The sequence below is a fragment of the Bradyrhizobium sp. UFLA05-125 genome (assembly GCF_059803515.1).
This window is the reverse complement of the sequence record NZ_JBANBJ010000051.1, coordinates 1-25,789: the sequence shown is the minus strand read 5'-3', so window position 1 is coordinate 25,789 and position 25,789 is coordinate 1. Positions and strand designations below refer to the sequence as shown.

General features: G+C 56.5%; 15 protein-coding genes and 1 pseudogene. 4 read left to right on the top strand and 12 right to left on the bottom strand.

The genetic code is table 11. The features are described from left to right. Positions 1–168: 168 nt before the first annotated feature. The 8 genes from SO156_RS32195 to SO156_RS32160 all read right to left on the bottom strand — a co-directional run bounded on the left by SO156_RS32195 (position 169) and on the right by SO156_RS32160 (position 10,077). Positions 169–1,689 carry a class I adenylate-forming enzyme family protein gene (locus SO156_RS32195; protein ID WP_498537596.1) on the bottom strand — a complete coding sequence of 507 codons (1,521 nt, stop codon included), beginning with the start codon at positions 1,687–1,689 and terminating at the stop codon, positions 169–171. A 302-nt stretch (positions 1,690–1,991) separates the two neighbouring features. Further along, a complete protein-coding gene (locus SO156_RS32190) occupies positions 1,992–2,663 on the bottom strand; it encodes a hypothetical protein (RefSeq protein ID WP_498537595.1) in 672 nt (223 codons plus the stop codon). A gap of 33 nt (positions 2,664–2,696) precedes the next feature. Further along, positions 2,697–3,446 (bottom strand): P-loop NTPase family protein, encoded by a 750-nt coding sequence (locus SO156_RS32185; RefSeq protein WP_498537594.1) that lies wholly within the window; start codon positions 3,444–3,446, stop codon positions 2,697–2,699. 1,244 nt (positions 3,447–4,690) lie between these two features. After that, entirely contained in the window at positions 4,691–6,298 is a 1,608-nt protein-coding gene (locus SO156_RS32180) for an acyl-CoA carboxylase subunit beta (RefSeq protein ID WP_498537568.1), read from the bottom strand. A 1-nt stretch (position 6,299) separates the two neighbouring features. Further along, entirely contained in the window at positions 6,300–6,803 is a 504-nt protein-coding gene (locus tag SO156_RS32175; protein WP_498537567.1) for an acyl-CoA carboxylase biotin carboxyl carrier protein subunit, read from the bottom strand. 1 nt (position 6,804) lies between these two features. Then, entirely contained in the window at positions 6,805–8,280 is a 1,476-nt protein-coding gene (locus SO156_RS32170) for an acetyl-CoA carboxylase biotin carboxylase subunit (protein WP_498537566.1), read from the bottom strand. Between the two features lie 156 nt (positions 8,281–8,436). Then, a complete protein-coding gene (locus tag SO156_RS32165) occupies positions 8,437–8,685 on the bottom strand; it encodes a hypothetical protein (RefSeq protein ID WP_498537565.1) in 249 nt (82 codons plus the stop codon). A 1,197-nt stretch (positions 8,686–9,882) separates the two neighbouring features. After that, positions 9,883–10,077 (bottom strand): hypothetical protein, encoded by a 195-nt coding sequence (locus tag SO156_RS32160; RefSeq protein ID WP_498537564.1) that lies wholly within the window; start codon positions 10,075–10,077, stop codon positions 9,883–9,885. A 242-nt stretch (positions 10,078–10,319) separates the two neighbouring features. On the opposite strand from SO156_RS32160, the pseudogene SO156_RS32155 reads away from it, so the two are divergent. Continuing rightward, positions 10,320–10,562: pseudogene (locus tag SO156_RS32155) on the top strand (IS481 family transposase); the annotation flags it as partial. A gap of 1,129 nt (positions 10,563–11,691) precedes the next feature. Here SO156_RS32155 and SO156_RS32150 read toward each other — a convergent pair. Both SO156_RS32150 and nolL read right to left on the bottom strand, forming a co-directional pair. Then, complete coding sequence (locus SO156_RS32150; protein ID WP_498537563.1) at positions 11,692–12,333, bottom strand: hypothetical protein; 642 nt, start codon at positions 12,331–12,333, stop codon at positions 11,692–11,694. A gap of 733 nt (positions 12,334–13,066) precedes the next feature. Further along, positions 13,067–14,191, bottom strand: coding sequence for a nodulation factor fucose acetyltransferase NolL (gene nolL / locus SO156_RS32145; RefSeq protein ID WP_498537562.1), 1,125 nt, complete (start codon positions 14,189–14,191; stop codon positions 13,067–13,069). Between the two features lie 689 nt (positions 14,192–14,880). Here nolL and SO156_RS32140 point away from each other — a divergent pair. The 3 genes from SO156_RS32140 to SO156_RS32130 all read left to right on the top strand — a co-directional run bounded on the left by SO156_RS32140 (position 14,881) and on the right by SO156_RS32130 (position 22,330). Further along, a complete protein-coding gene (locus SO156_RS32140; protein ID WP_498537561.1) occupies positions 14,881–20,451 on the top strand; it encodes a trifunctional serine/threonine-protein kinase/ATP-binding protein/sensor histidine kinase in 5,571 nt (1,856 codons plus the stop codon). A gap of 736 nt (positions 20,452–21,187) precedes the next feature. Further along, the gene (locus SO156_RS32135) at positions 21,188–21,523 is read left to right on the top strand and encodes a hypothetical protein (RefSeq protein ID WP_498537560.1); all 336 of its coding nucleotides are present in this window, start codon (positions 21,188–21,190) and stop codon (positions 21,521–21,523) included. Continuing rightward, complete coding sequence (locus SO156_RS32130) at positions 21,524–22,330, top strand: GSU2403 family nucleotidyltransferase fold protein (protein WP_498537559.1); 807 nt, start codon at positions 21,524–21,526, stop codon at positions 22,328–22,330. It begins immediately after the preceding gene. A gap of 724 nt (positions 22,331–23,054) precedes the next feature. Here the strand turns inward: SO156_RS32130 and SO156_RS32125 are convergent. Together SO156_RS32125 and SO156_RS32120 are read right to left on the bottom strand one after the other, a co-directional pair. Beyond that, positions 23,055–23,996: a dihydrodipicolinate synthase family protein gene (locus SO156_RS32125; RefSeq protein ID WP_498537558.1), complete on the bottom strand. Its 942-nt coding sequence runs from the start codon at positions 23,994–23,996 to the stop codon at positions 23,055–23,057. A 1,604-nt stretch (positions 23,997–25,600) separates the two neighbouring features. After that, a partial coding sequence (locus tag SO156_RS32120; RefSeq protein WP_498537557.1) for a hypothetical protein occupies positions 25,601–25,789 on the bottom strand: 189 nt, incomplete at its 5' end.

Here is a 25,789-nt window from a genome sequence, read left to right as displayed (position 1 = left end):
TCGTCGTCCGAGGTCCTGTTGAACATTAGACCGGTATTTCCTGTTAATCGACACCATCACGTGAGAGTTGGATGAGCTTCTTGCTGCACGCGCGAGCGAAGTGCATAGGTACGGTGGCACAGGAACCGTTGCAAGCGACTGAGAATCCGATCGTTAATTGCTGAAGCCTTACTCGCCTGATTGAGAATCGAGTTTTCTGAGCACACTATGCTGAATCTTGCCCAGTACCGTTCGCGGCAATTCTTCCGTGAAAATGATCTCGCGTGGCACTTTGAAGCGCGCCAGATGCAATTGCATATGCATAACGAGTGCCTCCGCGTTCATCCGGGAATCGGGTCGCCTGACCACATAGGCGATCGGTACCTCGTCCCATTTTGGATCCGGCCGGCCGATGACCGCGCACTCCGCAACATCAGCGTGCTCTAAAAGTACACGTTCGACCTCCGCCGGATAAATGTTTTCCCCGCCGGAAATGATCAGGTTCTTCTTGCGGTCATGAACCCAAAAATAGCCGTCGGCGTCGCGACAGGCGATGTCGCCAGTACGATACCAGCCGTCATGCATCGCCTCGCACGTGGCTGCTTGATTGCCCCAATACTCGCGAAAAACATTGGGGCCGCGCACCGCGATCTCACCCGGAGTCCCCGCGGGCAATTCGTTGCCGCCGTCATCCGTGACCATCGCTTCGCAGCATAGTCCGGGTAGGCCGGTCGACCCCTCCCGTGAAAGGTCACCGCCGAGCCTCGTATAAACCGCAATGGGGCTCGTTTCCGTGGAACCGTAAACTTGGAGAACAGGCACCCGGCGCGCAACCAAGCGATCGACCAGGTGCTGCGGCACTGTCGTTGAGCCCACCGAGACCGCTTTCAGCGACGACAGATCGATCGTCGACCACCTAAGGTCGTCGGTCAAGGCCTGAATGATCGCAGGCACCAGGACGGTCAAAGTTGGTCGATCATGCTTGAGTGCAGCAAAGGTGGCGTCAGTCGTAAACCGCGAATGGATGGTGACGGTCGCGCCAAGCTGTAATGCGGGCGTCGTCTGAATGTTCAGCCCGCCGACGTGGAATAGCGGTAATACGGTCAGTACATGATCGTCCGATGTGAGTGCGTGCATATGCTGACTCATCACGCCGTTCCACAACAAAGCTTCCTGGCGCAGCACCGCTCCCTTCGGCCGGCCTGTGGTTCCTGAAGTGTAGACGATCAGAAACGGGTCGGTCAGGTCCGCGCAAGGGTAATAGCTGTCCCGCCGTGTCTGATCCAACAGGTCCTCCCACGCGTGAGCGCCGGAAGGCGCAAAGTCGAGGCCCACAGTCGCGAGCTCGGGCAGTGCCTCTGCTAGAATGGACAGAAGTGCTTCAAAAGCCCGCTCAATGACCAGAACCTTAGCGCCAACGTCGGACAAGATGAAAAGCTGCTCAGTAGCCGCGAGCCGCCAATTCAAGGGCACTAAAATGGCCCCGAGCCGCGCGCAAGCGTAGAGGAGAACGAGGTAATCAGGGCGGTTGAGGCTGAGGACGGCAACGCGATCGCCTCTGTTGACGCCGAGCGCACCTTTCAGGGCCCGCGCAGCCCGATCAATGCGTCTATTAAGGTCGCCGTAACTTAAGGTATCGCCCTCGAAATGGATTGCGGGTTTGTCAGGAGCGAACGATGCGTTGCGCTCAATCAGTGTACAGAGATCCACCATCCTTCATCCTCGGTCGTTGGGTTCTCACAAGGCTCATGCCTGCGCTTTATGAACCTGACTTGTCAGCGTCCATTTGAAGGTTGCGATCGTGCGTCACGTTTCTGGGGCCGGTTTAGCTGAACGGGAAAGCGTGTCACGCGAGATCGGCTGCAAAGTGAAGAATCTGCCCGGATCTCGTACAGCCCAGGCTGTGGCTGGGCGGTGGGCTCGGAACCAGATCGTGTTCGGCATTAAGTGGCCGTTACATAGTTATGGAAACCGGTCGAAGCGTATGTTCGGTGTTCGTCGTGGATCACGGTTCACAACGAGCGCCGGGGTAGCAGACTCGATTCGAGATCACGAAAGATGGTGTAGTTTCGTCGAATCCACTGATGCAGTTCAGTCGAGGAATCCTTTTCTTGGCGCAGATAGCCGGTGAAAGACAAACCTAATCGGCAGATAAAGGCATTCAGAAACACAGGCAGCGCCGCGATCCGGAGCGTGCGGCCGCGCTTCATGGCCTCGAACAACTCGCCGCGAACAACGAATTCGTTGTGCACGGTGATCAGAATATGCCGCGGAACTTGCCAGCGTAGCATCTCATAGGCTCGCGATGAGACACGGTCGATGTCAGGTACGAACAGGACAATTGGCACGACGTTGTGCAGTATCGCCTCGCGTAAGAAGTCGATTTCGCTGCACACCTTGAAGAATTCGTCGAAGGCGTGGAAGCCAAGGTCTATCACCTTGGCCACGCTATCGTTGATGATTAGTCGGTCAATTAGCTGCATCTTGCCATAGGTGTCCATGACATCTGCTGTCTCAGTGATGGAAGGAAGGTAGTCAAGCAACGACGGCTCCTTCAAGTTGAGGTCGAAGGAGAGCACCGTGCCGTTCTTCAGCAGCAAGAACTCGCTCAAGAGCCGCGCGATCAGCGTCTTGCCGACCTGCGGGCTCGCAGAGCAGATGATATAGACCGGCGTTACCAAAATTGCGCATCCAGCGCTGCATAAGTCCTCGAATGACTATCGTTCTCCGGCGCGGGTCACCGATTTGGCGCCGGCGAGGTCTGTTAGGTTGATGCGGTCATACTCGCTCCACACATTGGCGAGCCAATGCCGGACGTATCCGCGCAGCACGAAGGAATAGTTAGCGGTGTCATCGTGCGGCCCCTTGTTCGCGACAAAATTGACGAACGGGACGGAAGCGACCTCGACTTGTTCATAGGCCATCTCGTTGAGTTTCGGGATTGTCAGGTCGGTGGCGTCTTTGATGCGGTGGAAATAGGAATTGTAGGTCGACTGGTCCCACTGAAAGAATTGGGTGTCATTGATGAAGTTCTTGACCAGGAAGTATTTTGCGCCGGCCATGAAATTGCTCGTCTCGGCGATCTCGTCCAGCGAGGCGATAGACGATCCCAATACGTGGAAAACGGCAAAGGTGATTTGGCCCGATCGCGCGGCGTCCAAAAAGCCTATGTCGCGCAGCGATGCTAGTGCTGGGGACATCAGTCCTGCGCGCACGTCGATCACGCTGACGGAGAGGCCCGCGTTTAGCGTGTCGAATATCTTCATCTGGTCCGCGGTCCTTGTCATATCCACAATTTCAGTGATCGCGGGGTGAAAGCGCTTCAGCGTTCCGCGGGGCGACTCGGTGTCAAATGCGCGGGTCTGCACATTGTTCGCGCTGAAATAGTCCAGAAGAGTCCGGGAGACGGTCGTTTTGCCGACGCCGCCCTTGTCCGCGCCGACCACAATCACAACTGGCTTTGCCATGGGAGTCTTTACCTCAAGATATTTGTTTAACCGGGGAGAACCGCAAAGTGCGGCTGTATGCGTCTTGCGATGCTCTGGAGCCGAACATGGCAGAGACAAGAGATCGCGCGATGTCTTAAGACGTCAACGACACGAGTGTCGGGGGTCTCGCGCCAGGGCCGCACGAGGATGATGGCGGCAAAGAGCCGATGAAACGGGAGTGGGCGATAAAGCCGTCGACGCACCGTCGTGGTTCGTACTCGCGGTTTGCAGCGCGCGATGATAGGCAGCGCGTCCTCGACAGGCCGTCGATACTCGGCAAACCGATAGTCATCGAAGGCTGATTGGAACTTGGCATCATCACGCAGACCTCTCGAGGACAGCGGATTCAGAGCTTGCGAAGTTAGAATGACGATCCGCCATCGTGATGTGGAGCATGACAGGGACAACTTGCATGTTCGTTCCTAAGATATCTGAAGAGGCAGATTGATTAGCTCGTTTCATGGGTCTCGAATAAGCTTGAGGCTGAGGCTATGGGCTATGGATTGTCCATGCATAGCGTGTTCCGGTGCGCGCACGGCGGAGCTCCGGCTCCAGGCGGAGGTGAATCCAAATCTGGAGCGTCTGACTGAACCGAGAGGGGGGACGAACTCCCGCCTTCTAAATTTCCGGTCATGTCCAGCCTATTGAGCCCGAAAAGGCAGACGATGATGGCAAGGACGAGTAGCGCGCAGCCTATCCACCTCCGAATCCAAAGTGTTGGCATTCAAGCGTTCCTTAGCACGATGGTGCCGACGACCGCGAAGAGGGAGCGGCTCGCTCCGCTGTCGAATGACCGCGGCCCGGGCGGACGATCTCCTGTGCGCGGGTAGAAAGTCGCATCGTTCATGGGGGCTCCTATTATAGTTCAGGCGCGAGCGATCCTCAGGCCAGCATTCTCGAGCGCAGCCAGAATCTCGCTTGCAACGCCCTGCGGACCACCCTGGTGCTCACCGATCAAGCTTGACGCCACGATATCCGCGATAATCGCGTACGCTCTCTGGCGATGGGTGAAATCGTCCTCAACATGGTCACCGCAGGCATTGCAGGCGAGCACCGGTCGGCCGCTCCAGGGGTCGTGAAATGCGGTTAGGTCATTGGCGTTACATTTCGGGCACTGCATTGGTGGCTCTTGGCATGTCTCATTCTTGCTCTGCGCCTCTCTGCAAGCGAGGATGCGCTCTATCGTCCGCCGCAATCGCTGTTCGAGCAGACGCGACCCTACGCTACATTCTGAAAACGCCGTAGTGCGGTGCTTCGATTGGAGCATTAAGCGAGGCGCTCAAGGCGATTGAGAGTGCGTTTCGGGTATCTACGGGATCAAGAATGCCATCATCCCAAAGCTCGGAAGTTGCGTAGTAGGCGCTCGATCGCTCCCGATAATCCGTCATGATTGGTTCTCGAATGGCCGCCAGTTCCTGATCGGACAAACGCCCGCCTTCACGAGCCAATTGCCTTGCTTTGACGTGGGTGAGTACGCCCGCTGCCTGCTCGGCCCCCATGGCCGAAATCTGCGATTGTGGCCAGGTAAACATAAAGCGTGGATCGAATGCGCGACCAGCCATGGCGTATGTTCCTGCTCCGTGGGAGCCGTTGCAGATCACTGTAAGCTTGGGCACCGACGCTCCAGAAACAGCCATGATGAGGTTGGCGCCATCTTTGGTGATGCCGCCATGTTCGTACTCCCGTCCAACCATAAAGCCGGTGGTATTCTGCAGAAAGAGCAGGGGCGTCCGGTTCTTGTCGCAGAGTTGGATAAAGTGAGCGCCCTTCATCACGCTGTGGTTCTGCAGCACACCATTGTTCGCGATAACGCCGATCTGATATCCGTGGAGCCGCGCAAAGCCGCATACCAGGGATTGGCCATAGTTCGGCTGGTACTCATGGAATCGGCTGCCATCCACCAAGCGCGCGATGATCTCCCGAATGTCGAACTGAACGCGAGGATCTTTTGGAAGAATGCCGTATAGCTCGGACGCATCGTAGACCGGAGGCTCCGGAGCGGATCGATCAATGGCTTCCTTCGTCGGACGCGTCAGGCGAGCAACAATGTCCCGGGCAAGAGCAATCGCATGCATCTCGGAGGTCGCGGAGTAGTCACCTGTTCCTGAGACGCTCGAATGCATGTGAGCGCCACCAAGCTCTTCGGCAGATACCACCTCTCCGGTGGCTGCCTTTACGACTGGAGGCCCGCCGAGGAAGATGGCTCCAGTCCCCTGCACGATGATGTTGTAATCGCTGAGCGCCGGAACATAGGCCCCTCCCGCGGAACAGTGCCCCATGACGATGGCAACTTGCGGCACTCCCATCTTAGAGAGAATTGCTTGGTTACGCAGGATTCGACCCGCGTGATAGCGGTCTGCGAAGAACTCCGCTTGCAGAGGCAAGAACCCGCCGGCGCAGTCGCAAAGATGGACCACCATGAGGCGGTTCTCAATTGCAATATCCAATGCCCGTACGATCTTTTTCACGGATAGTGGATACCAAGCGCCCCCCTTCACACTGGAATCATCTGCATGAACAATGACCTCGCGACCCGCGACTATGCCGACGCCGACGACCTGCGCCGCGCACGGCACCTCGCCATCATAGGCCTTGTTGCCGGCGAGAGTCGAAAGCTCGAGAAACGGAGTTTCGGGATCGAGCAACGCCTCGATCCGATCTCGAACAAATAGCTTATTTTGCTGCCGCAGACGCGAAAGGTCTCGTGCCGGTCGGTCGAATCGAGCGGAACGTTGGCGTTCCTTCAATTCGGCCGCAAGCCGTCGGTTATGGAGCTCGTTGAGGCGGAATTCTTGTGATCGGGTGTCCGCGCGAGAAACGATCCGCTGCATTTCAGCGTCCTTCCTCGGAAAACGTAACCAGCGCTGAGTCTCGCTCGAAGCTTTCGCCGACTTTAAAGTGTATGCGCTCGACCACACCGTTCCGCGGGGAGCGTACGACAAATTCTAACTTCATACTCTCGGCCAACATCAGCGTAGCGCCTGCGGAAACGACATCACCAGGTGAAACCTCGGTCGAAACCACGACGCCCGGCATCGGTGCGCGGGCCACAAGATCATCCGCCTGCGCGTGTGACGAAGCGAGTGCTCGCAATTGATCGTGATATTGTAAGATGTGCGTCCTACCGCGGATATGCAGGTAAAGCGTATCACCCCCGATTGCGAATTTGACCGGGATGGTGTCGCTCGGAATGACAAGAAGACCGCTGCCGTCGAGTTGATGCGAGAATGTCACCGGCGCAATGACCTCGTCATCCAGGTGAAGATGATAGCCGTGTTGGCCAGGTGAGAGCCACAATACATACTTCTCGACATCAAGCGAAAAAGAGTGCTTCACGTCAGTTTCTCCACTTGCCGAGCTCTGCGTGGAGCGTGGGTACGGCATCTGCTGAATCACGAACGGGCCTGGTCAGGAGCGCGGCGGCTGCTAGGACGGCCGGTAGGTCGCTCGCACATTGGCCAACTGCCACGTGCGGATTGTCATCAAGATACCCGGTATGGATCTGTCCACTCAAAAACGCCTCGTCAACGAGTAGGCGCGCAAGGAAATCGACGTTTGTCTCGCAGCCAAGAAGGACCAACTCGCGCATTACGCGTTCGGAAGTTGATGCAGCTTCACGGCGCGTGTGCGAATGTACGACGACCTTTGCGAGTAAGGGATCGAATGCTGTCGTGATTTGCTGACCTTGAACGATTCCGCTGTCAATTCGTACGCCCGCAGTCTCTGGGTACTCCAGCTTGAGTATCTTGCCGGTCGTCGGAGCGTAGTCGCGTTCAGGAGATTCAGCATATATTCTGGCCTCAATCGCGTGACCCTTTGTGACGATATCGGACTGTGAAAAGCGCAGCTTGTGACCCGCAGCGATATGAAGCTGTTCGGCAACAATGTCGATGCCGGTGACCATCTCGGTTACGGGATGCTCAACCTGAAGCCGGGTGTTCATCTCAAGGAAGTAGAATTCACTTCCATCAAATATGAACTCGACAGTTCCCGCATTTCGATAGTTGGCGCTACGAGCGATGCCGACCGCCATTTCGCAGACCCGTTTCCGCAATTCCGGCGACAAGGCAGGTGAGGGCGTCTCCTCAATGATCTTCTGGAAACGGCGTTGCACCGAGCACTCTCTTTCGAAGAGGTGAACCACGTTTCCGAAGGAATCAGCTAGCACCTGCACTTCGATGTGGCGCGGGCGTTCAGCATAGCGTTCGACGTAAAGCCGGCCGTCCCCGAAGTACCGCTGCCCCTCCCGGCGTGCTTGAGCAATTGCGTCGTCGAGGGTGTCGATATGGCGCACAATCCGCATACCCTTGCCGCCGCCGCCCGCTGATGGCTTCACCAGCAAAGGGAAGCCAAGGGCTCGCGCTCTAGAAAGGAAGGTCTCTGGATCGTCTTCTTCGACGGCTGAAGGCGCGACGGGAAATCCACTTTGCTGAACGAATCTGCGGCCGCGGATTTTATCACCCATCAGATCGATGCTTTCGGAAGTGGGCCCAACGAACGCAATGCCTGCCCTTGCAACGGCTCTCGCGAAGTCAGCGCTCTCCGATAGAAAGCCATAGCCGGGATGCAAGGCGCCGGCACCTGCTCTGACGGCGCAAGCGATGATTTGCTCGGCATCGAGATAGGCCGCGCTCGGTGAGCGACCGTCGATGACAATCGCTGCGTCCGCCATAGAGACCGCCGGCGTGCCCGCATCGACGTCGTGATAGACGATAGCTGATCGTAACCCTAACTTGCGCAACGTCTTGATGATGCGCACAGCTATCTCGCCCCTATTGGCGATGAGAACTGTATTGAAGGGCAGTACCTGCATCCGCGTATTCGTCCAAAGAGGGTGGGAAGCACGACGTTCGAGCGCTGTTGGGTCTACGAGCAGCTGTTCGTAGCAGTCACAGAAAGGCGAAACTCCCGGCGCCTCTCCTTTGGAGGCGGGAAACGCCGAGCCGGACCATCAAAGGATGTGCTGAAGTCATTTCGAGCCTACCTTTGCTTTTGCGCTTTCATGCACTTTCATCACGTAGCGACACTGGTCACTCAGGCTGGTGAACTTGGTGCGAAGACAGGCAGTGATAGCTTCGACATCGGGGATGGCACTGCTGCACAGCCGAAACACGTCCGGGGTGCAAGCCTTCTGCTCTTCCGCCGTCGCTTGTCGGTCTCCTGCGATTGCGCATTCAAAGGTTAGAGAAATCAAAGTCGCAAAAACAATGAAAGCCATGAGATGGCAACCTGCTCGATAGGCCCGATCAGGTAGGGGACGCTGCATTCGGTTCACGATATCCTCTTTGATGGTGAGTTGTGCCGTGTTGGGTGTCGTGCACGACACTCAACAAAGGAAGCCAAAAGCTCAGATTAGCGACGTTCCCGGCAAGAGGTCTATTTGACGGTAGAAGTCGGAGCGATGGTTCTGGCCATCGGTGCGGTCGCCGTCACTGCAAGGTGAACTCGAACGCATCCGAAAATGGCAGATGACAGACACTTGCTAAGCTCGGCGCGGGATGCCAGTTAACTGCACGTCGTTCATTGCCATCACAATGTTCTGTGTCGGGCACGCGCCTTGCGCGTAGGATTGGTGCTGTACCGGACACCTATCCGGTTTGTGACGATGAGTACGATGCGACATTGTATGTGTGGCTGTATCCTGATGATGTCGTGCGGCGTAGACCTGGACAGGCTAGACATTGACGATCCCTAAACGACTTCGAGCGTCGGCCTCGCCGGAGACCACCGCCACTTGTTCGAGACCTTACAATTTGACGCTACGTACGATTCAAGCCTTCGCGGTGGCATACTTGATGAAATTGTGTGAATTCGTATGGCAGCGGCAGGCGTATCATTTGCGACAATGTCTAGAGGCAGGGCGACATGGAAAAATGAGAGACGACTTCGCGGCTCATCCCGCGAAATCACATTGCATCGTGGCCGATCCTGGTAAGTGTCGTTTTGATCCTACCTTCTTGTAGCGCGAGGATAGGCGAGGTTAAGATCTCTTTGAAGGGATCGGCTCGTGGCAGCGGCTGTTGCCCATCGCGTTGTTCGGATGCTGGGACAATCGGTTGGCCCCAAAGATAAGGTTTGTCCGCTGCGTACGACTACCGCGCAATGCGCGACGCGCCTTCTTTGCACGTATGGGGCAGCTATTGGATTTACGTCGGTGTTGACTGAGAGTAAATGTCGTGCTCGGCGCGCCCTCTATCTCAATGTGCCCAAGCCGCAATCCAGCAGTTCGCGCAGCAGAAATCGATGCCCTGCAGCGACGTCGGGATTCAACCCCGCATGTTTTTCCTTGTCGCCACATGGGCGTGACCGATCAGATCAGTCGCGGGTTCAGAACAGTCCTTCATCGAAGTCCCTCGCGCCGAAACACCTCTGCGCGAGGGAATCAGAAGCCGCTAATTAGACGGACTCTACGACTCTATCTGCACTCCGGGTCGGCCAAGTAAGAAAAGGTTCGGCAGAGCCACTCCATCTCCGGGTTGGCGCTGCATACATCTAACGTATCGGCGACCTGCGCATTGGTGTCGATCGTTCCTGCGGCCTCAGCGACGAAAGTCGGCACCGTCGCTGCAATCGCTATGGCGGTCGCAGTCACAAACAAGAATTGTTTCATCGAGCGTCACTTCTTTAGCTAAACCCCACCCGTCCTTCTGCTTAACAGAGCCAACGCAAAACACAAATCTAACGCTACGTTAGGTTACATCTGGAGATTATTACTCACAGCACAGGTTTCCGATGACGTATTGGGCGCGGCTTCCGATCGCGCTCGCGGATTTGGGTCTTGAGATTGGAAGCGGGATTACGGCCGCGGCAGGTCGAGGCCGTGCAATATTCCTGTATGCCGCGCTCTGCCAACCAGAAGACTGCGCGAAGTGGAAGCAGCGCGAGGGGATCGCCGATCGTTCGACTGGTCCCGGGGAAGCCTGGTCGACTGTCCTTTTCGTCAAGGAAGAGGTGATCATCGTCGCTTTCCGGGCAGCACACGCTGCTGCCACTCGATGATTGCTTCTATGCGGGGCAACCGACCATCCCGCATCTGAGCGGTCATCCCAGCATCGTTGCCTCGATCGCCATGTCATCAGCCGATTGCCGGGGGTCAAAGCGATCCTGAGACGTTGCGAGACATGAAAAAGTGGGCCGCTCTGTCGCAAGACGGCACCACGCGCGGGTCAAACGGAAAACCGTCGGTTCTACGGCCGCCCGCGCGGCGTGAATGAGAACGACGAACTAAGCAGAGAGGGTGGCATGAGAGGCGGCAGCGCTTGCGAGGCGAGCCGAACAGTTGCTGTCAGCGCACCTCCGACGTCCGCAATAGCTGCGCTGCCGATTGGGAGGTCATGTCCGCAGGCTTAGCAATGGGTCACGGTTGGAGCCAACTAGATTTGGTGGTGACCTGAGGAAAAGCTTGAAATGCACGTAACGTCACATTGTAGGCGTGGAGCGCGAAACATTAAAGGTAGCCACCATGCTTCAATCGCAATTGCATTCGCTCTCCACTTACGCGCTCGGCATAGAGCACGGTATCGTACCAGGCGACTATCCCGTAGCTGCCAAATGCGGCGTGTCTAAGGACGAACAGGAGGAGGCTGAAAATATATGGGCCTACTGCTTCTCACCTCAGGATCGGATCAAGTACATTCGCAAGAATCGTTCGCAGTTTGAATTTCACGACTACAGCCAGATGGTAGGAGTCGTGCGGGGCCGCTGCTTCACCGGTTCCGCCTCGGAGCTAGTCAACTGGCGCCGTCGATTCAGGGTATGGGCATGGCGCGCTGGCTTATTGTTCTGTGTGGCGACGTGGGTAGCCATTGTCCTCGCCCTAATTCGAGCGGCCGGTTGAACGTTGGTAATTGAGCCACTACGAGCAAAGCAACGCATTGGTTTGGATCGATAGAGTGCCGAGAAGCCGCGGAAGCATCTGCTAGTCTGCATTTGCGGGCGGCGTTCGGTTGCGCAAAAAGTTCGCCAAGCGATGTGTCGTTCATTGCCCACCGGGGCGGATAGCCGGCATGGATGATGCTGCGGCTCATATAAGTGTATCAGCGATGCCGGGAAGGAAGTCCGCTTTGGCGTGAACTTGGAGATTGGGCGGCGAGATCAGGTGCCGGCGCTATACTAAAACGTCGTCTTGTCGAGCCACCCCACGCTGAGGCGAAAGCAGCTCGACGTCTCTTTTGCAAAAAATTATGTCCTTCATCTCGTAGCGATGGCAAGGCCATCAGCTGTATCATGCGGCAGCTACGAGAGCGATAATCAACTTAACAAGAAGTCCAAGTTCGACCCGAGTAAAAGATGTACGTCCTAAAATGAGTTTGGCGATCTCTGTTCGGTTGGAAGGAGTTCGCATGCTTGGGGGTAATGCCAAGACGGCTTCATCGAAAAGCCGTCCCAGTTTCAGAAGCTGTTCTGGCTCGTATAGCTTGCCGTACTCCTGCTCCAGACGGCTCGGGCCCTCTTTGATGGCCGCACTGTCGGCTTGTTCGCCGATTTCCGGGCATAGGCCGAGCTTCGCCGCTACGAGCTCGTTTGTAAGTGCATCGAGGAGCCGGGTCGCTTCGAGCGCGCTCTCGTCCTCGCAGATCAGCCTTGCAACCTCTTCAATTTGTAGCTCAATCGTCTGCTTAAGATATTGAATACGCGAATTGCAGGGATGAAGGTGCTCAGCACGTTCTCGAGGCGGCGGCGCTGTGGGGATATGTGGATCAGTATCAGCTTTCAGTCGAATGGGCGATGAGTGGGCGAAAGCGCGCAGAGGAAGGACAAAATATCGGAGGAGCTGCGAAAAGAAACAAACCACTATCTCCCGATATGCTTGGTTCAGGCCCTCAACTGGCCTCGATTTTTTAGGCACGTACGTTGTCATAGTCATGGCTGCCTCATGTATCGTTCTGGCACACGGATCTTCTGTTGCGCAGCGCTGGCCACCAGCCCGCGTGAGGATGCCGCTTGACGAGACCTGCCGATAACCGTGCGAACGGCCCTTCTGAAGCCTTGCTGTTGAGCAGGTGGCGAACGAGGCCACCTGGAGGAACTGCCCTCAACAGCCGACGATTAATCCTCACGACCTGCTCCATCCCCGAGCTCAACCGCCGCGTTGACTAGCAGTGTTCCTCAGATTCGGTAAAATAGATTGTTATGATGGAGTGCATTCACCTCATGGATAGAACGGTGCGACAATGGCTCCATCTCGGATTACGTCCACGGCAGTCAACCGGCCTGGCTCGTTGCGGCACACAATTCGACCGCGTCTGGTCGAGCTTTGCGCTGGGAGCTGCCGAACGGACGGCTCAGGCGCGAGCGTTCTCGTGCGAGGACATGATCGTTGTTAAGAAGCCAGACTTCAGATCGAGAGGAGTTGAGCGGCGGACTGAGACCGCCGCAATCACCGGAAAGATAATCTCTAACCAGCACCAACGATCATAACTTAGTCAGGGGATCGTGAGATTCTGCACCGTTCGATGCTTGGAGTTCTGATGCCCCTCGTTGAGGCGGCGGTGCTACGCCCTCGAAGTGCTTTTATATCGGCGGCGTAGGTTGGGCACTATGGCTTTTGACAAGTGTTTCTGTCGCAAGTCTCGATCAGCGACTCTGGTTTTGCAGGGCTAAGTAGAAACAGATTGAGTTTTCAGCAGACCTGAGCGTGGCGGTGCTCCGAGAACAATTCGCGACATTAATCCAAAGTCTTGCACCATCCAGCGAATGCCTGTCGCGATAACAACAATGGTCACACCAAGCGAAATCGCGACCGCGATCCTGGTCGATGGATCCCAGAGCTCTCCAAACTGGACCAGGTCCATGAGACGAAAGACGCTTCCTTGAAGGAGATAAAGTAGCAGGGTGCTCTGACCCAGGTCTACCGCGACAAAGCGAGCTATCCGACTTGAACCACAAAAGTTCCAGCATCGCAGCATCACTTCCGCGGCGACAGCTGAGGCTGCTGCAGAGCCAACGAACATCAGCGATACTTGTTTGGCCGACTGTGCATCGTGAATCAGAACAAGATTGTTATAGGCATAAGTCTCCTTGTCCCAAGCCATGAAGCACAAGCAAGCGAGACCAAAGAGCAAGAGAAGCAAAAGCGACTTGTGACGTAAGAGGGCGCTCGTCCGCCAGTCAGAAGACTTGGCGAGCACGAACCCGAGGCAAAAGAACGGATAAGTGTACCTGATCAGGGGGAATATCGAAAATGTGACCGGCGCGAGTGCGATCAGGACCGCAGATACGGATACCATCCATGTCGACCGCAGATTAGCAGCGATGAGAAGTTTAACGAGAAGAAAAGAAGCAAACGTTGCCCATATAAACCAGTATGTGCCAGCGAACTCCCTTGGGAATTCCAGCGCACCGTTTACTACGCTTGGCGCGGGCGAAAATGCGGCCAACTTAACGGTTTCCATGAGCGTGCACCAGAACAGCATAGGCAGCAGTAACTGCACCGCGCGGTCCTTGACGCTGCGAGTGAACGATTTTCGCAAAAGTGCGCCCGAGGACAGATATCCGCTGATCGCCATGAAGAGGGGCATGTGAAACATGTAGATCGTCTTGAAGTATGGTGAATACCAATACTGATTATCTCTGTAGACGACATATTGTAATAGGTGTCCCACGATCACCAGAATGATGAGGATGCCTTTAGCGAAATCAAAACCCAGATTTCTGTCGGCTGAGCGCGAGTTGCGTTCTGTCGACGCTGTTGGTGTCTTGCTAGTATCAAGCTCTCTAACCATTGTTCCCGTGCGCACGCCGTTGGCAGGTTGTCCGCTTTTGGTTCTGCCCTATTTCCATTCTCAATGGAAGATGACCTCAACGCTTGAGAGCAGCGAGGATGTAGGAAGCGGGATGCTTTCTGGGTAAATTCAAGGCTCTCTGGATGTGGCCGGATCGGCCGTGATGGCACTCAGACCTTTGTCAATCCGGAACGTGCAACGCATCTTGCACATTGGCTAATCGGCTTCGTCGCGCACTTTGTATCTCCTCCAGACACCTTGCGGGGAAACGTTCGTGGTGTCGCCGCATCAAGACCGAATTCACGTGATGTCCGTGCTCAGCTCTCGCGATCGCACTCGCGGCGCCTTGAAAGCGGCATTGGCGCTCGTCGAGCGGATCACGTTTGGATTGTGCATCAAGTCATGTCCCTTGCGAGAGCGGTACCTACCGCTATGAATGCGAGCGATTATGAATTCTTCGGGTCGCAATCGCCTCATGGTTGTATCTGAAAACGATGCGAGAGGTGGGCAAATGGCGCACCGTCCTTGCGTTTCTGAGGGCGGCTTCCTCCCGTGCAGGACCAGCGTCCCGGCTCGGATCGCTCCAGATAAAGGGAGATCCGAGAGGCTCCTCAGCGAGCAGAAATTGTCATGTTGCGTAATATATGGCAGGTTCTAACTGAGCGTAATCTCATCGACCGGACGGTCGAATGTCGCAGGAAAAGCCGCCTCAGTTCGACATGGAAAGACATGATGATTCGGCGGTCCTCTGGGAAGACGGTGATTGCGTCTTCTGCCGCGCGTGGCGTCGGACCGCCGATGGTGATCGAAAACCAGTTCTAATTGTGCGACCGGCTGCATTGCATCCTCCGCGTGCTGCACTTGACCGCCTGGCTCATGAATATGAACTAGGGGAACGGCTCGGGGGGAAATGGGCGGTGCGGCCTCTGGAGCTACTCCGCGAAGCTGGCCGAACCACTCTGGTTCTGGAGGATCCGGCCGGTGAACCCCTGGTTCACTTGCTGGGCGCACCTCTGGAGTTGGACTGCTTTCTGGGACTGGCGGTTAGCATTACGGCAACTCTCGGTAGTATTCACCGGAGCGGCTTGGTCCATAGAGACGTGAAGCCAGCGCATATTCTGGTGAGTTGTCCAGACGGACAGGCCCGGTTTACCGGCTTTGGTCTTGCTTCGCGTCACCCGCGCGAGCGGCAGGCGAGCGAACCGCCCGAGTTCATCGCGGGCACACTGCCCTACATGGCGCCCGAACAGACGGGACGGATGAACCGTTCGATCGATTCCCGCAGTGATCTCTACTCACTCGGCGTCACGTTCTACGAGATGCTCACAGGTGCCTTGCCGTTCGCCGCGTTAGACCCAATGGAGTGGATCCATTGTCATATCGCGAGAAAACCAATAGCACCGAGAGACAAATCCGAAAGCATCCCGGAGCAGCTCTCCCAGATAGTGATGAGGTTGCTGGCCAAGGCCGCGGAGGATCGTTATCAGACGGCCGCCGGCCTCGAGCACGATCTTCGGCGCTGTCTCGTCGAATGGTCAAGCTATCGACGTATCGAACCATTTGAGCTAGGCGAACAGGATACACCAGATCGCCTGCTGATCCCCGAGAAGCTCTACGGGAGAGGCTCCGAGATCGAGGCGCTGCTCGCCGCTTTCGATCGGGTCGTCAAGAGCGGCGCGCCAGGGTTAGTACTTGTCGCCGGCTACTCCGGCATCGGCAAGTCGTCCGTCGTCCATGAGCTGCATAAAGCTTTAGTGCCCTCGCGCGGGGTCTTCGCGTCCGGCAAATTTGATCAATTCAAGCGCGACATTCCCTACGCGACGCTAGTTCAGGCGTTTCAGGGTGTTGTCCGGCCTCTTCTCGGCAAAAGTGACGCTGAGCTCGCGATCTGGCGCAACGCACTCCTGGATGCGCTTGGTCCGAACGGACGGCTGATGACAGACCTAATTCCCGACCTACGGCTGATCATCGGCGAACAGCCTGACGTTCCGGAGCTTCCGCCCCAGCAAGCGCAAACTCGATTCCAGCTGGTATTTCGCCGGTTTGTCGGCGTCTTCGCCCGCCAACACCATCCCTTGGTGATCTTCCTGGACGATTTGCAGTGGTTCGATGCGGCAACACTTGACATGCTCGAGCATCTCCTGACAGAGGCCGATTTACAACTGCTGCTCATCGGTGCGTATCGGAGTAACGAGGTTGATTCCAGCCATCCGCTGAAGCGCAAGCTCGATAGCATCAGCGGCGCGGGCAGGAGCGTGGAAGAGATCACGCTTCTGCCACTCACGCCCCGGCATGTCGAGCAGCTCGTCGCGGATGCATTTCGCTGCGAGCCGAAGCGCGCAGCACCACTCGCGCAGTTGGTTCACCAGAAGACTGTGGGCAATCCGTTCTTTGTCATTCAGTTCATTTCTGCACTTGCCGAAGAGAAGCTGTTGACCTTCGATCACAGCGCGGCGCGCTGGTCTTGGGATCTCGAACGCATCCACGAAAAGGGGTACACCGATAACGTAGTGGACCTGATGGTCGGGAAACTCACCCGCCTACCAGCCGCAACGCAGAACGCGCTACAGCAGCTCGCCTGTTTCGGTAACATCGCCGAAACATCGGAACTTTCAATTGTTTTCGGGACTTCGCAGGCGCGGGTGCACGCGCTGCTATGGCCGGCGATCCATCAGGATCTAGTCGAGCGGCACGCAGACACGTACAGTTTCATTCACGATCGAATTCAGGAGGCGGCCTACTCGTTGGTCCCGGAGGAGGCGCGCGCTCCAGCTCATCTGCGGATTGGCCGGATGCTCGCGGGATATACACCTCCGGAGAGCCGTCGAGCGGCTATCTTTAATATTGTTAATCAGCTCGATCGAGGTCTGTCCCTAATAACCTCCAGTAAGGAGCGAGAGCAGCTCGCAGAATTCAACCTGATCGCCGGCCAGCGTGCCAAAGCGTCCGCAGCTTACGCATCTGCGCTCACATACCTGATCGCAGGTATTGCGCTGCTCGCGAAAGACTCGTGGCTAAATCAACGCGACCTAACCTTCGCACTGGAGCTGAACCGGTCCGAATGCGAATTTTTGACCGGCGAGCTGGATGCCGCGGAGGAGCGCCTATCTGCGCTTTCCAGGCGTGGTATGGATGCGGTCGAACAGGCCAGTGTAGCCTGCTTGCGAATCGATCTGTATCTAACGCGCGGCGACCTCGAGCGCGCGGTGGCGGTGGGTCTGGATTATCTGCGCGGCGTCGGGCTTGAATGGTCGCCACGTCCAACGCAGGAGGAGGCTCTATCCGAGTATCAGCTGATGTGGTCCAAGATCACTGATGGCCAGATTGAAAGGATAGCAGATCTGCCTCTAATGAAAGATGAGACGTGCCTTGCTATTTTAACGGTCTTGACGCGGATCCTTCCTCCCGCGGTATTTACTGACGCCAACCTGTCCACGTTGGTCATATGCCGAGCGGTGAATCTTAGCCTCGATTATGGCAACTCTGATGCTTCGTGCGCACACTACGCTTGGCTTAACCGGGTCTTAGGTGGCCGCTTCGGCGATTATCAGGCGGCTTATCGGTTTGGTCTGCTCGCCTGCGATCTCGTCGATCGTCACGGGTTGAGCCGCTTTCAGGCTCCGGTCTATCTAGCCGTCGGATCGACTGTGATCCCTTGGACCAAACACCGTGGCGGTCGCGATTTGATATCGCGATCGTTGAAGGCGGCCACTGAAGTCGGCGATCTCATTTATGAGGCCTACAGTCTCGCCCATTTGACTTCAAGCATGATAGCCGAGGGCGATCCTCTCGAAGGCATACAGCGCGAAATAGAGAGAAACCTCGTCACCGCTCGAAAGATGAAGTTCCGCTTCGCAGCCGACATCATACGTCTGCAGCTTGGACTCGTTCGCACTTTGCGTGGCCTCACGCGCACATTCGGCTGCTTTGATGACGAAGAAATTGACGAATTGGCCATCGAGCGCTCGCTCGAGCAAGAACCAAAGGTACCCGCCCTTGGCGCCATTTATTGGATCCGTAAGCTCCAGGCGCGTTTCCTAGCCGGTGACTATGTCGCTGCGATCAATGCGAGGTCAAAGGCAGAGCCTCAAATGTGGACCATACCGACAGAAGTCTCAACAGCGGAATTCCACTTCTACGGTGCCCTGTCTCACTCTTGCCATTGCGACGGTTCAGCCACGAGTGAAGAGCAACTGCATCGAGGTATCATAAGCGCCCATCACAAACACCTTCAGGCCTGGGCGATGAATTGCCCTGAGAATTTTGAACACCGAGCTGCCTTGGTTTCAGCCGAAATCGCAAGCCTCGATAAGCGTGATGCAGAAGCAATGCGCCTCTACGAGCACTCCATACGATCCGCAGCGGCTAATGGTTTTCCCCATCATGAAGCGATCGCCTGCGAACTTGCGGGGCGGTTTTACGCTGCGCGTGGGTATGAGAGGATCGCAAAGACATATCTGAGAGATGCACGCTACAACTATTTGCGTTGGGGAGCGGACGGCAAAGTGCGTCAACTCGGCGAGTTGTATCCCTATCTGAATGACGAGGATGCAACTCGAGCCCTGTCCGGCACAAGCATAGGGGCGCCGATTGAGCATCTCGACCTCGCTACGGTGATCAAAGTCTCGCAGGCGGTTTCTGGTGAGATTGTCCTGCAAAGGCTCATTGATAGGCTGATGCGCACCGCAATTGAGCAGGCCGGTGCCGAGCGAGGTCTTTTGATTTTGCTCCGTGGCAATGAACCGCGGATCGAAGCAGAGGCGACAACGGCCAGTCAATTGCTTCTTGTGCACATGCATGAGCAAGCAGTGACCGCGGCAGCTCTCCCAGAGTCGGTGCTCCATTACGTCATGCGCACCGGTGAAAATGTCATTCTCGATAATGCCGCCGTCCAGTCTTCATTTGCTAACGATCCCTATATCCGCGAACGCGGGTCGCGCTCCGTTCTGTGCCTGCCGCTAATCACTCAAGCCAAGCTCATCGGCATGCTCTACCTCGAAAATAACTTGGCGGCTGGCATCTTCGCGCGGGCCCGGAGTTCGGTGCTAAAGCTGCTTGCCTCGCAAGCTGCGATAGCGCTCGAAAACAGCCGTTTGTACCGTGATGTTCAGGAACGTGAAACGAAAATCCGGCGCCTGGTCGACGCCAACATTATCGGGATCTTCATCTTTAACGATGAGGGTGACATTATCGAGGCTAATCATGCCTTTCTCGAGATCGTTGGATACGACCGCGAGGATCTCGTCACGGGCCGGTTGCGCTGGAGCGAGCTAACTCCGCCAGACTGGAATGAGCGCACTGAGCGCGCTCGGATAGAGAGACGAGCTACTGGAGCCATCCAGGCTTACGAAAAGGAGTACGTCCGCAAGGACGGTACCCGCGTCCCGGTGCTGATCGGGGCGGCCGCGTTCAATGAGCAACAAGGTGTGGCTTTTGTCGTCGACTTGACCGAACGCAAGCGGGCGGAAGCCGAAGCCCGCGAAAGCGAGCGGCGGTATCGCGAGACCCTAATCGAGCTCGCACACGCCAATCGCATCACCACGATGGGACAACTGACCGCCTCGATTGCGCATGAAGTCAATCAGCCGATCGCGGGCGTCGTCAGCAACGCGGGGGCCGGGCTGAACTGGCTCAATGCTCAACCGCCTAACTTAGAGCGGGTCCGGCAGACATTCGGTTTGATTATCAGAGATGGTACGCGAGCTGGAGAAATCATCGATCGGATTCGCGCGCTCATCAGGAAGTCGCCCCCACAGAAGGCCTCTTTGGCAATCAATGATGTGGTACTTGAAGTTATAGCCATGACTCGCGCAGAGGTGATGAAGAATAGTGTCTCAGTGCAAACGCAACTCGGGGAAGCCTTGCCGCTCATTCTGGCGGATCGAGTTCAACTCCAACAAGTGATTATCAATTTGATCATCAACGCAGCCGAGGCGATGAGCGGAGCAAAGGAGGGAGCGCGGGAGCTGTTGATTAGCACGGCTAGATCTGACTCAACTGGCGTACTGGTCAGCGTGCGAGATTCTGGTCCAGGATTGGGTTCAAGCAGTGTGGAGCACCTCTTTGAGGCCTTCTACACCACCAAAGCGCAGGGTATGGGCATGGGCCTAGCCATCTGCCGTTCAATCATCGAGGCCCACGGAGGCCGGATGTGGGCGAACGCGAAAGAGGCTCGTGGCGCCGTCTTTCAGTTCACGCTGCCTATAGAGGCGGGCGATACCGATCCCGCTTTTCATGCCGATGGAATACCAGTTGCATGAGATGCGACGGGGGCGAAGATCTCGGCCAAGTCCGATCGCATATCGTCCGTGCGGTTCAAAACAATCGTGCTCCTTGCTCGGTCGACCTTTGCCGCCAGGATGAATTGCACGGCGGCAAGTTCGAGCGAATCGTGCTTCGTTCCGGCAACGAGGTTTTACGGGCGTTCCACATTTTCACCTAGCGTTGTGGCGGACCAAGTCTCGAGGATTTAGCAAACCCGTCGCGGTTTCGTTGCGCGCGATCGCCGCCAACGCGCAAAGAGGAGCAAAATGCCCTTGCGCTTTGGCGCGAAACAGGTGGCTCTTGCGTTCGTGCCTGCACAGCTACAGACGACACTTGAGGCTGTCGCATACGCGACCAGCGCCAACCCGCATCTGGGTTGGACACTCCATCAGCCATGTTAAGTGCATCGCTCGCCCTGCCGTTCGGATCCGGCATTCCCATCCGGTTTATCGTCTGGACGAACTGCCGCCTAGAACTGGAGATTCCAGGCGTAGGCTCATCCGGGCGAGGCCGCACCAATCTTCCTCTTGGCTCATGTTAAAAGGAAGTGCTGGGTTGTCAGACCGGTTCACTTCTCCGCGGACGGAGTTGGTACGTGGAAAGCTCTCTTTGACAACTAAGCCGTTGAATATATTATGTATTCTGCTATTTTCGCGATTTTAATGTAACGGGCTTACTTTAGGTTCCATTGGTTATACTATTTCGGCGAAAACAGTATAACGGGGGCCTGCCATGGCGCCAAGCCAACGTCTCGATATTACATACCAGACGCTCTATTCCGAATTGGTCCAGCGCAGCCTCGACGACAGCTTCACCTCCGAGTTCTCTTCGAACGGTCGGTTCGTGGCAGTCGAGGTCAAGGGCAAGAAATATTGGTACTTCGACACGCCCAAGCCCGAAGGCGGCGGCCAGGACCGCCGCTATGTTGGTCCGGTGGACGATTCTGAAATCACCAACAGGGTCGAGGCGTTCAAGGATTTGAAGGCCGACCTGAAGGGACGTCGCCGTCTCGTCTCCACATTGACGCGAGAGGCCTATCTGCCGCACGCCCTACCAATGACTGGCTAAGTGGTGGAGGCGCTGGCGAAGGCTGGCTTCTTCCGCATGAGGGGAGTGCTTGTCGGCACAGTTGCCTACCAATGCTACTCCGCCGTGCTCGGCAGGCGACTCGATGCGGCCGCGATGCAGACCGGCGACGCCGACTTTGCACAGTTTCACGAAACCTCGGTCGCCATCAAGGACTCTATGCCGCCCATTCTGGAGGTGCTTCGACAGGTCGACACGACCTTCCGGGAGGTTCCGAGCCAGGCCGACGGAACGGTCTCCACCCAGTTCGTATCGAGGGAAAACTTCAAGGTGGAGTTCTTGACGCCGAACCAATGGTCCGATGATCAGGCGGGCAAGCCTGTCCCGATGCCAGCGTTGGGCGAGGCGGCAGCACTTCCGCTCCGTTTCCTTGACTACCTGATCCACCAGCCCATCCGCGCGGTCCTGCTGCATGGTGTGGGCGTGCCGGTTCTCATTCCGTCGCCAGAAAGATACGCCATCCATAAGCTCATCATCGGATCTCGCCGCAAGGAGGATCGCGATGCGACCGCAAAGAGTTCGAAAGATCGGCTTCAAGCCAGATCGATCATCGAGGCAATGATTGCGAACCGGCAGCACGCTGATGTCGCCGCCGCGTTTGCGGAAGCATGGGATCGCGGCGATCAATGGAAAGCCGCAATCCGCACCAGCATCGCGACTTACGACGATGACTTCCGAAATTCGCTCAGATCCGAACTAGAGAAGGGCGTCACGCAGCTTGGGTTGGACCTAGCCCACTACGCAGCTAAGCTCTCCGAAGGGGAAACTTCTACAACGCGGTCAAAATGAGTTGCGGATGGCAGCCGAGTAGAGGCTTCGATCCGCAGGCGCCACATCGCTTTCGGCCGCATTGCGGCGGCAGCTTTAGTTTGGCCCAACATGATCGGTTCGGCCATGGCTGCACCGCCGACCATGATGTAGCTCTTGGCTTGCCGATCACACCAACGTCATCGATCATGACCCTAGGCACCGCGGGTGTCATCTCCATGACTATCAGTGGTTCGACGTGCTGCGCGTAGCTTGCAGCTCGTGGGCACAGGTGAGGACTTCCCCATCAGTTTCCCAAAAACATGCGGTGCAAATGCAACTCGCGGAAACCTTGCCGCTCAGTCTGGCGAATCGAGTTCGACTCCAACAATTGGCTATCAATTTGATCATCAGCGCGGCCGAGGCGATGAGCGGAGTAAAGGAGAGAGCGCGGGAGCTCTTGATTAGCACGGCTAGATATCGCTCGACTGGCATACTGGTCGGCGTGCGAGATTCTGGTCCATGATTGGATTCGAATACCTGCTTCAGGCCTTCACCAAAGCCCAGGATATTGGTGTGGGACTGGCCATCTGTCGTTCAATCATTGAGGCCCATGGCGTTGGACGGGCTCTCTGGTGAACGGAAGTCGTGGTGACGTCGAGGTGCCCTTGCATCCCGCATTGGGCGGCGATGCACGCGCGTGTAGGCGTCGCGCCCGATCCAGGATACGGCAACCGAGGTAGATAATCCTTTTCTGCTGTGTTCTTTACACCGGATCGTGCGCACTCTTGTCGAGCAGACCGGCCTCGATCAGCCCCTGATGAATGCGCGTGATCTCCGATCGCTCGATCTTCACCAGCGGCGGGCGCACTACTGCGCGCGGCAATTTACCGCACAGCACCAGCGCTTCTTTCATGCGGTTGTGCATGTCAACGAATGGATCAGCGTAGAACACTCGCATCAGCGGTTCGATGCGATTGTTGAGCTTCCTTGCCTCGGCGAAGTCGTTGCCCCGCACCGCGCGGAACAGGCGCGCTTGCAATTCGGGGATCACGCTGCCGGAGCCAGACATTAATCCATTGCAGCCAAGCACCAGGGAAGATAACAGCCAGGCACTATGCGTGGTGAGCACATTCACGGGCCGCGGCAGTTTCTGCAGCGTGCGCACGTGCCACTCGTGATGTGGCACGTTACCGACCCAGTCCTTGATGGCGCGGATGGTCGGTACCTCCGCGCACAGCTTCAGCAGCGTGTCCTTCGGATAGCCTTGACCGGTCGCGAGCGGATACTGGAAGGCGATCAGCGGCAGGTCAGTCGCGTCGGCGATGCGCTTGAAATGTGCGAGCACCATTTGCGGCGACTGGCCGAGGGTGAACAGCGTCGGCGGGAATACTAAGAGCGCGGAAGCGCCGCCTTGTGTTGCCATGCGTGCAACGCGCGCCGCCTCAATGCTGCCGTCGGCCCAGAGGCCGTTGATCAACGGCAGCTTCGTTCCGATCTCGTCCTGCGCGATGTCAAGCACCCGGCGCTGTTCGTCGAAACTGCAGGAGCCAACCTCGGTCGAGTGCGCATTGACGGTGATGGCCGAGAGGTCTTGCACAGAGGCGACGTCTCGAAGGTGCTTACGGAAACTCACCTCGTCGATCGTGAGATCGCCATCAAATGGCAGCAGCACCGCCGGAATCACGCCATGCGGGACATAGTTCACGTGTCGGGGCATGGCCCGCCTCCTATTCCTCGTTATTTTCCGGGCGTGAGCAAAGCAAACCGACTCGGAACCGCGGAAATAGGCGCCGAATTTCTATCCAGATTCCATGCGCCGTCTCGCGTGACCGCCAAATTGTACTGCCCGCCTTCAAGGCAGGCGAATTCCGACGAGAAGCGGCTGGCGGCGGCGCGCATAAGGCGCGCCCTCTTATAGCATGTCGGTAACGATAGCCGCCAGACAGACGCAGACGACACCGTTTGCAAACCGATCGCAAGCTTCTTGACCAAAATCAGTCAGTTGTTTGCCATCAGGCCGGATCCGTTCTTTTGGCAGATGGAACCGATAGGCCACCCAACCCTGGCTCGCCGCGCAGCATCGTAGTGCTGCCGCCTCCCAAGTTGATACCCATTCTAGAAATTCCAAACCAAAACGTCCTATCCAGCCAGTTGAGCGGCGATCGAAGTAGAAAAAGCTTGGCCGCTCACCTGCCGAAAGCACGGCTCCGTTCGGCGCACGATATAAAGCCAAGCCCAGGACTAATTGCAAACCAGTTCGATTGCTGACCTGCCCAAACTCTTACGGATGATGCGCCGGCGGTCTCGAGATCGAATGAGCGAGTCCACAATATCCATAATGTTGATGCGGTACATCAATACAATGAATTTTACCAACCTTGTTGGATGTCGCATAAGAAGAATGTCGGTTTGGAGAAAAGCCTCGGTCTCATCAGAATGATTATCGATCTTTGCCTAGGCGAGAAGAAACATTCTTGGTGTGGGTCAGGCATCAAGCCACGCGCTGCAGTCTGGCCACTCACCTAGCGCCGCAGGTTCGGCGCGACCGGCACCGCCCGAAGGGTTGGCCGTTGTTCGCCAAATCCTTGTATCGGGCCGATCGTTAGGTCGAATTCCTTGGACTCTGGTTCAATTGAACAGAAGAAAGAGACGCCAAATTTCGCTCGGAACGGACATTGGCCTTTTGTGGCCTAAGGTTAGCGGCGAATGCCCTCGCCGCAAATGGACCATCGGTGGTAGCCCTCCTGCTGCCGATGGAAGCTGGCGCGATGTTGGTAGCGTCGCTCCTCCCTAGACTGACTTTGCCCGGCCACTGAATGTGGCCGGGCCTCTTTTGTGTGCCGAGCGTGAGGGACAGCGTGGAGGCGGAGGTTTCGTAAATAAGCTATGCGCTTCGTTCTAACAGCAAGTGGCACCTCTGTTGTCGAGTTGGTCCTCCATGAATGAATCTCAGCGCAGCCAACGATCATGAAGTTCATTTTGGTAAATCACAGGACGCCAAGCAACTCGTCTATCTGCGCCGAGTGTCATCGATGCTTGGAGACAGGTTACTTGCGAGATATGTCCACGCGACAGCCCTATTGTGACTACGATTGTTATCTTCGTTATCGGGAGAAGATGCTATGCGTCCCATGGTTTGCGATAAAATGCGGGATCCGTCGACTCGCGCATGACTATTCGAATTGCTTCGAAGCGGTCGTTTGCTTTGCTGCTTTCACGTGCTGGTATTCGATCGCTCTCACCGAAGGCGCGCTGCGGCTTGGGGAAATGGGACTGCTGAAGCGACCTCGCGCGTAAGCGTGCATGAAGCTAACGGCACATCGCTGAACCGAAATCATCAATCTTCTCGAATAGTTGTTTTAGTATCTTGGGCGATCGCGTGCGCAGAACAATGAAGCTGCGTTGAAAGTTACCTTTGAGGTTGGGGGATATTGATCCGCATGTGCGGGATTGTCGGCATTCTCGGGCGCGAACCGGTTGCAGAGCAATTGGTGGATT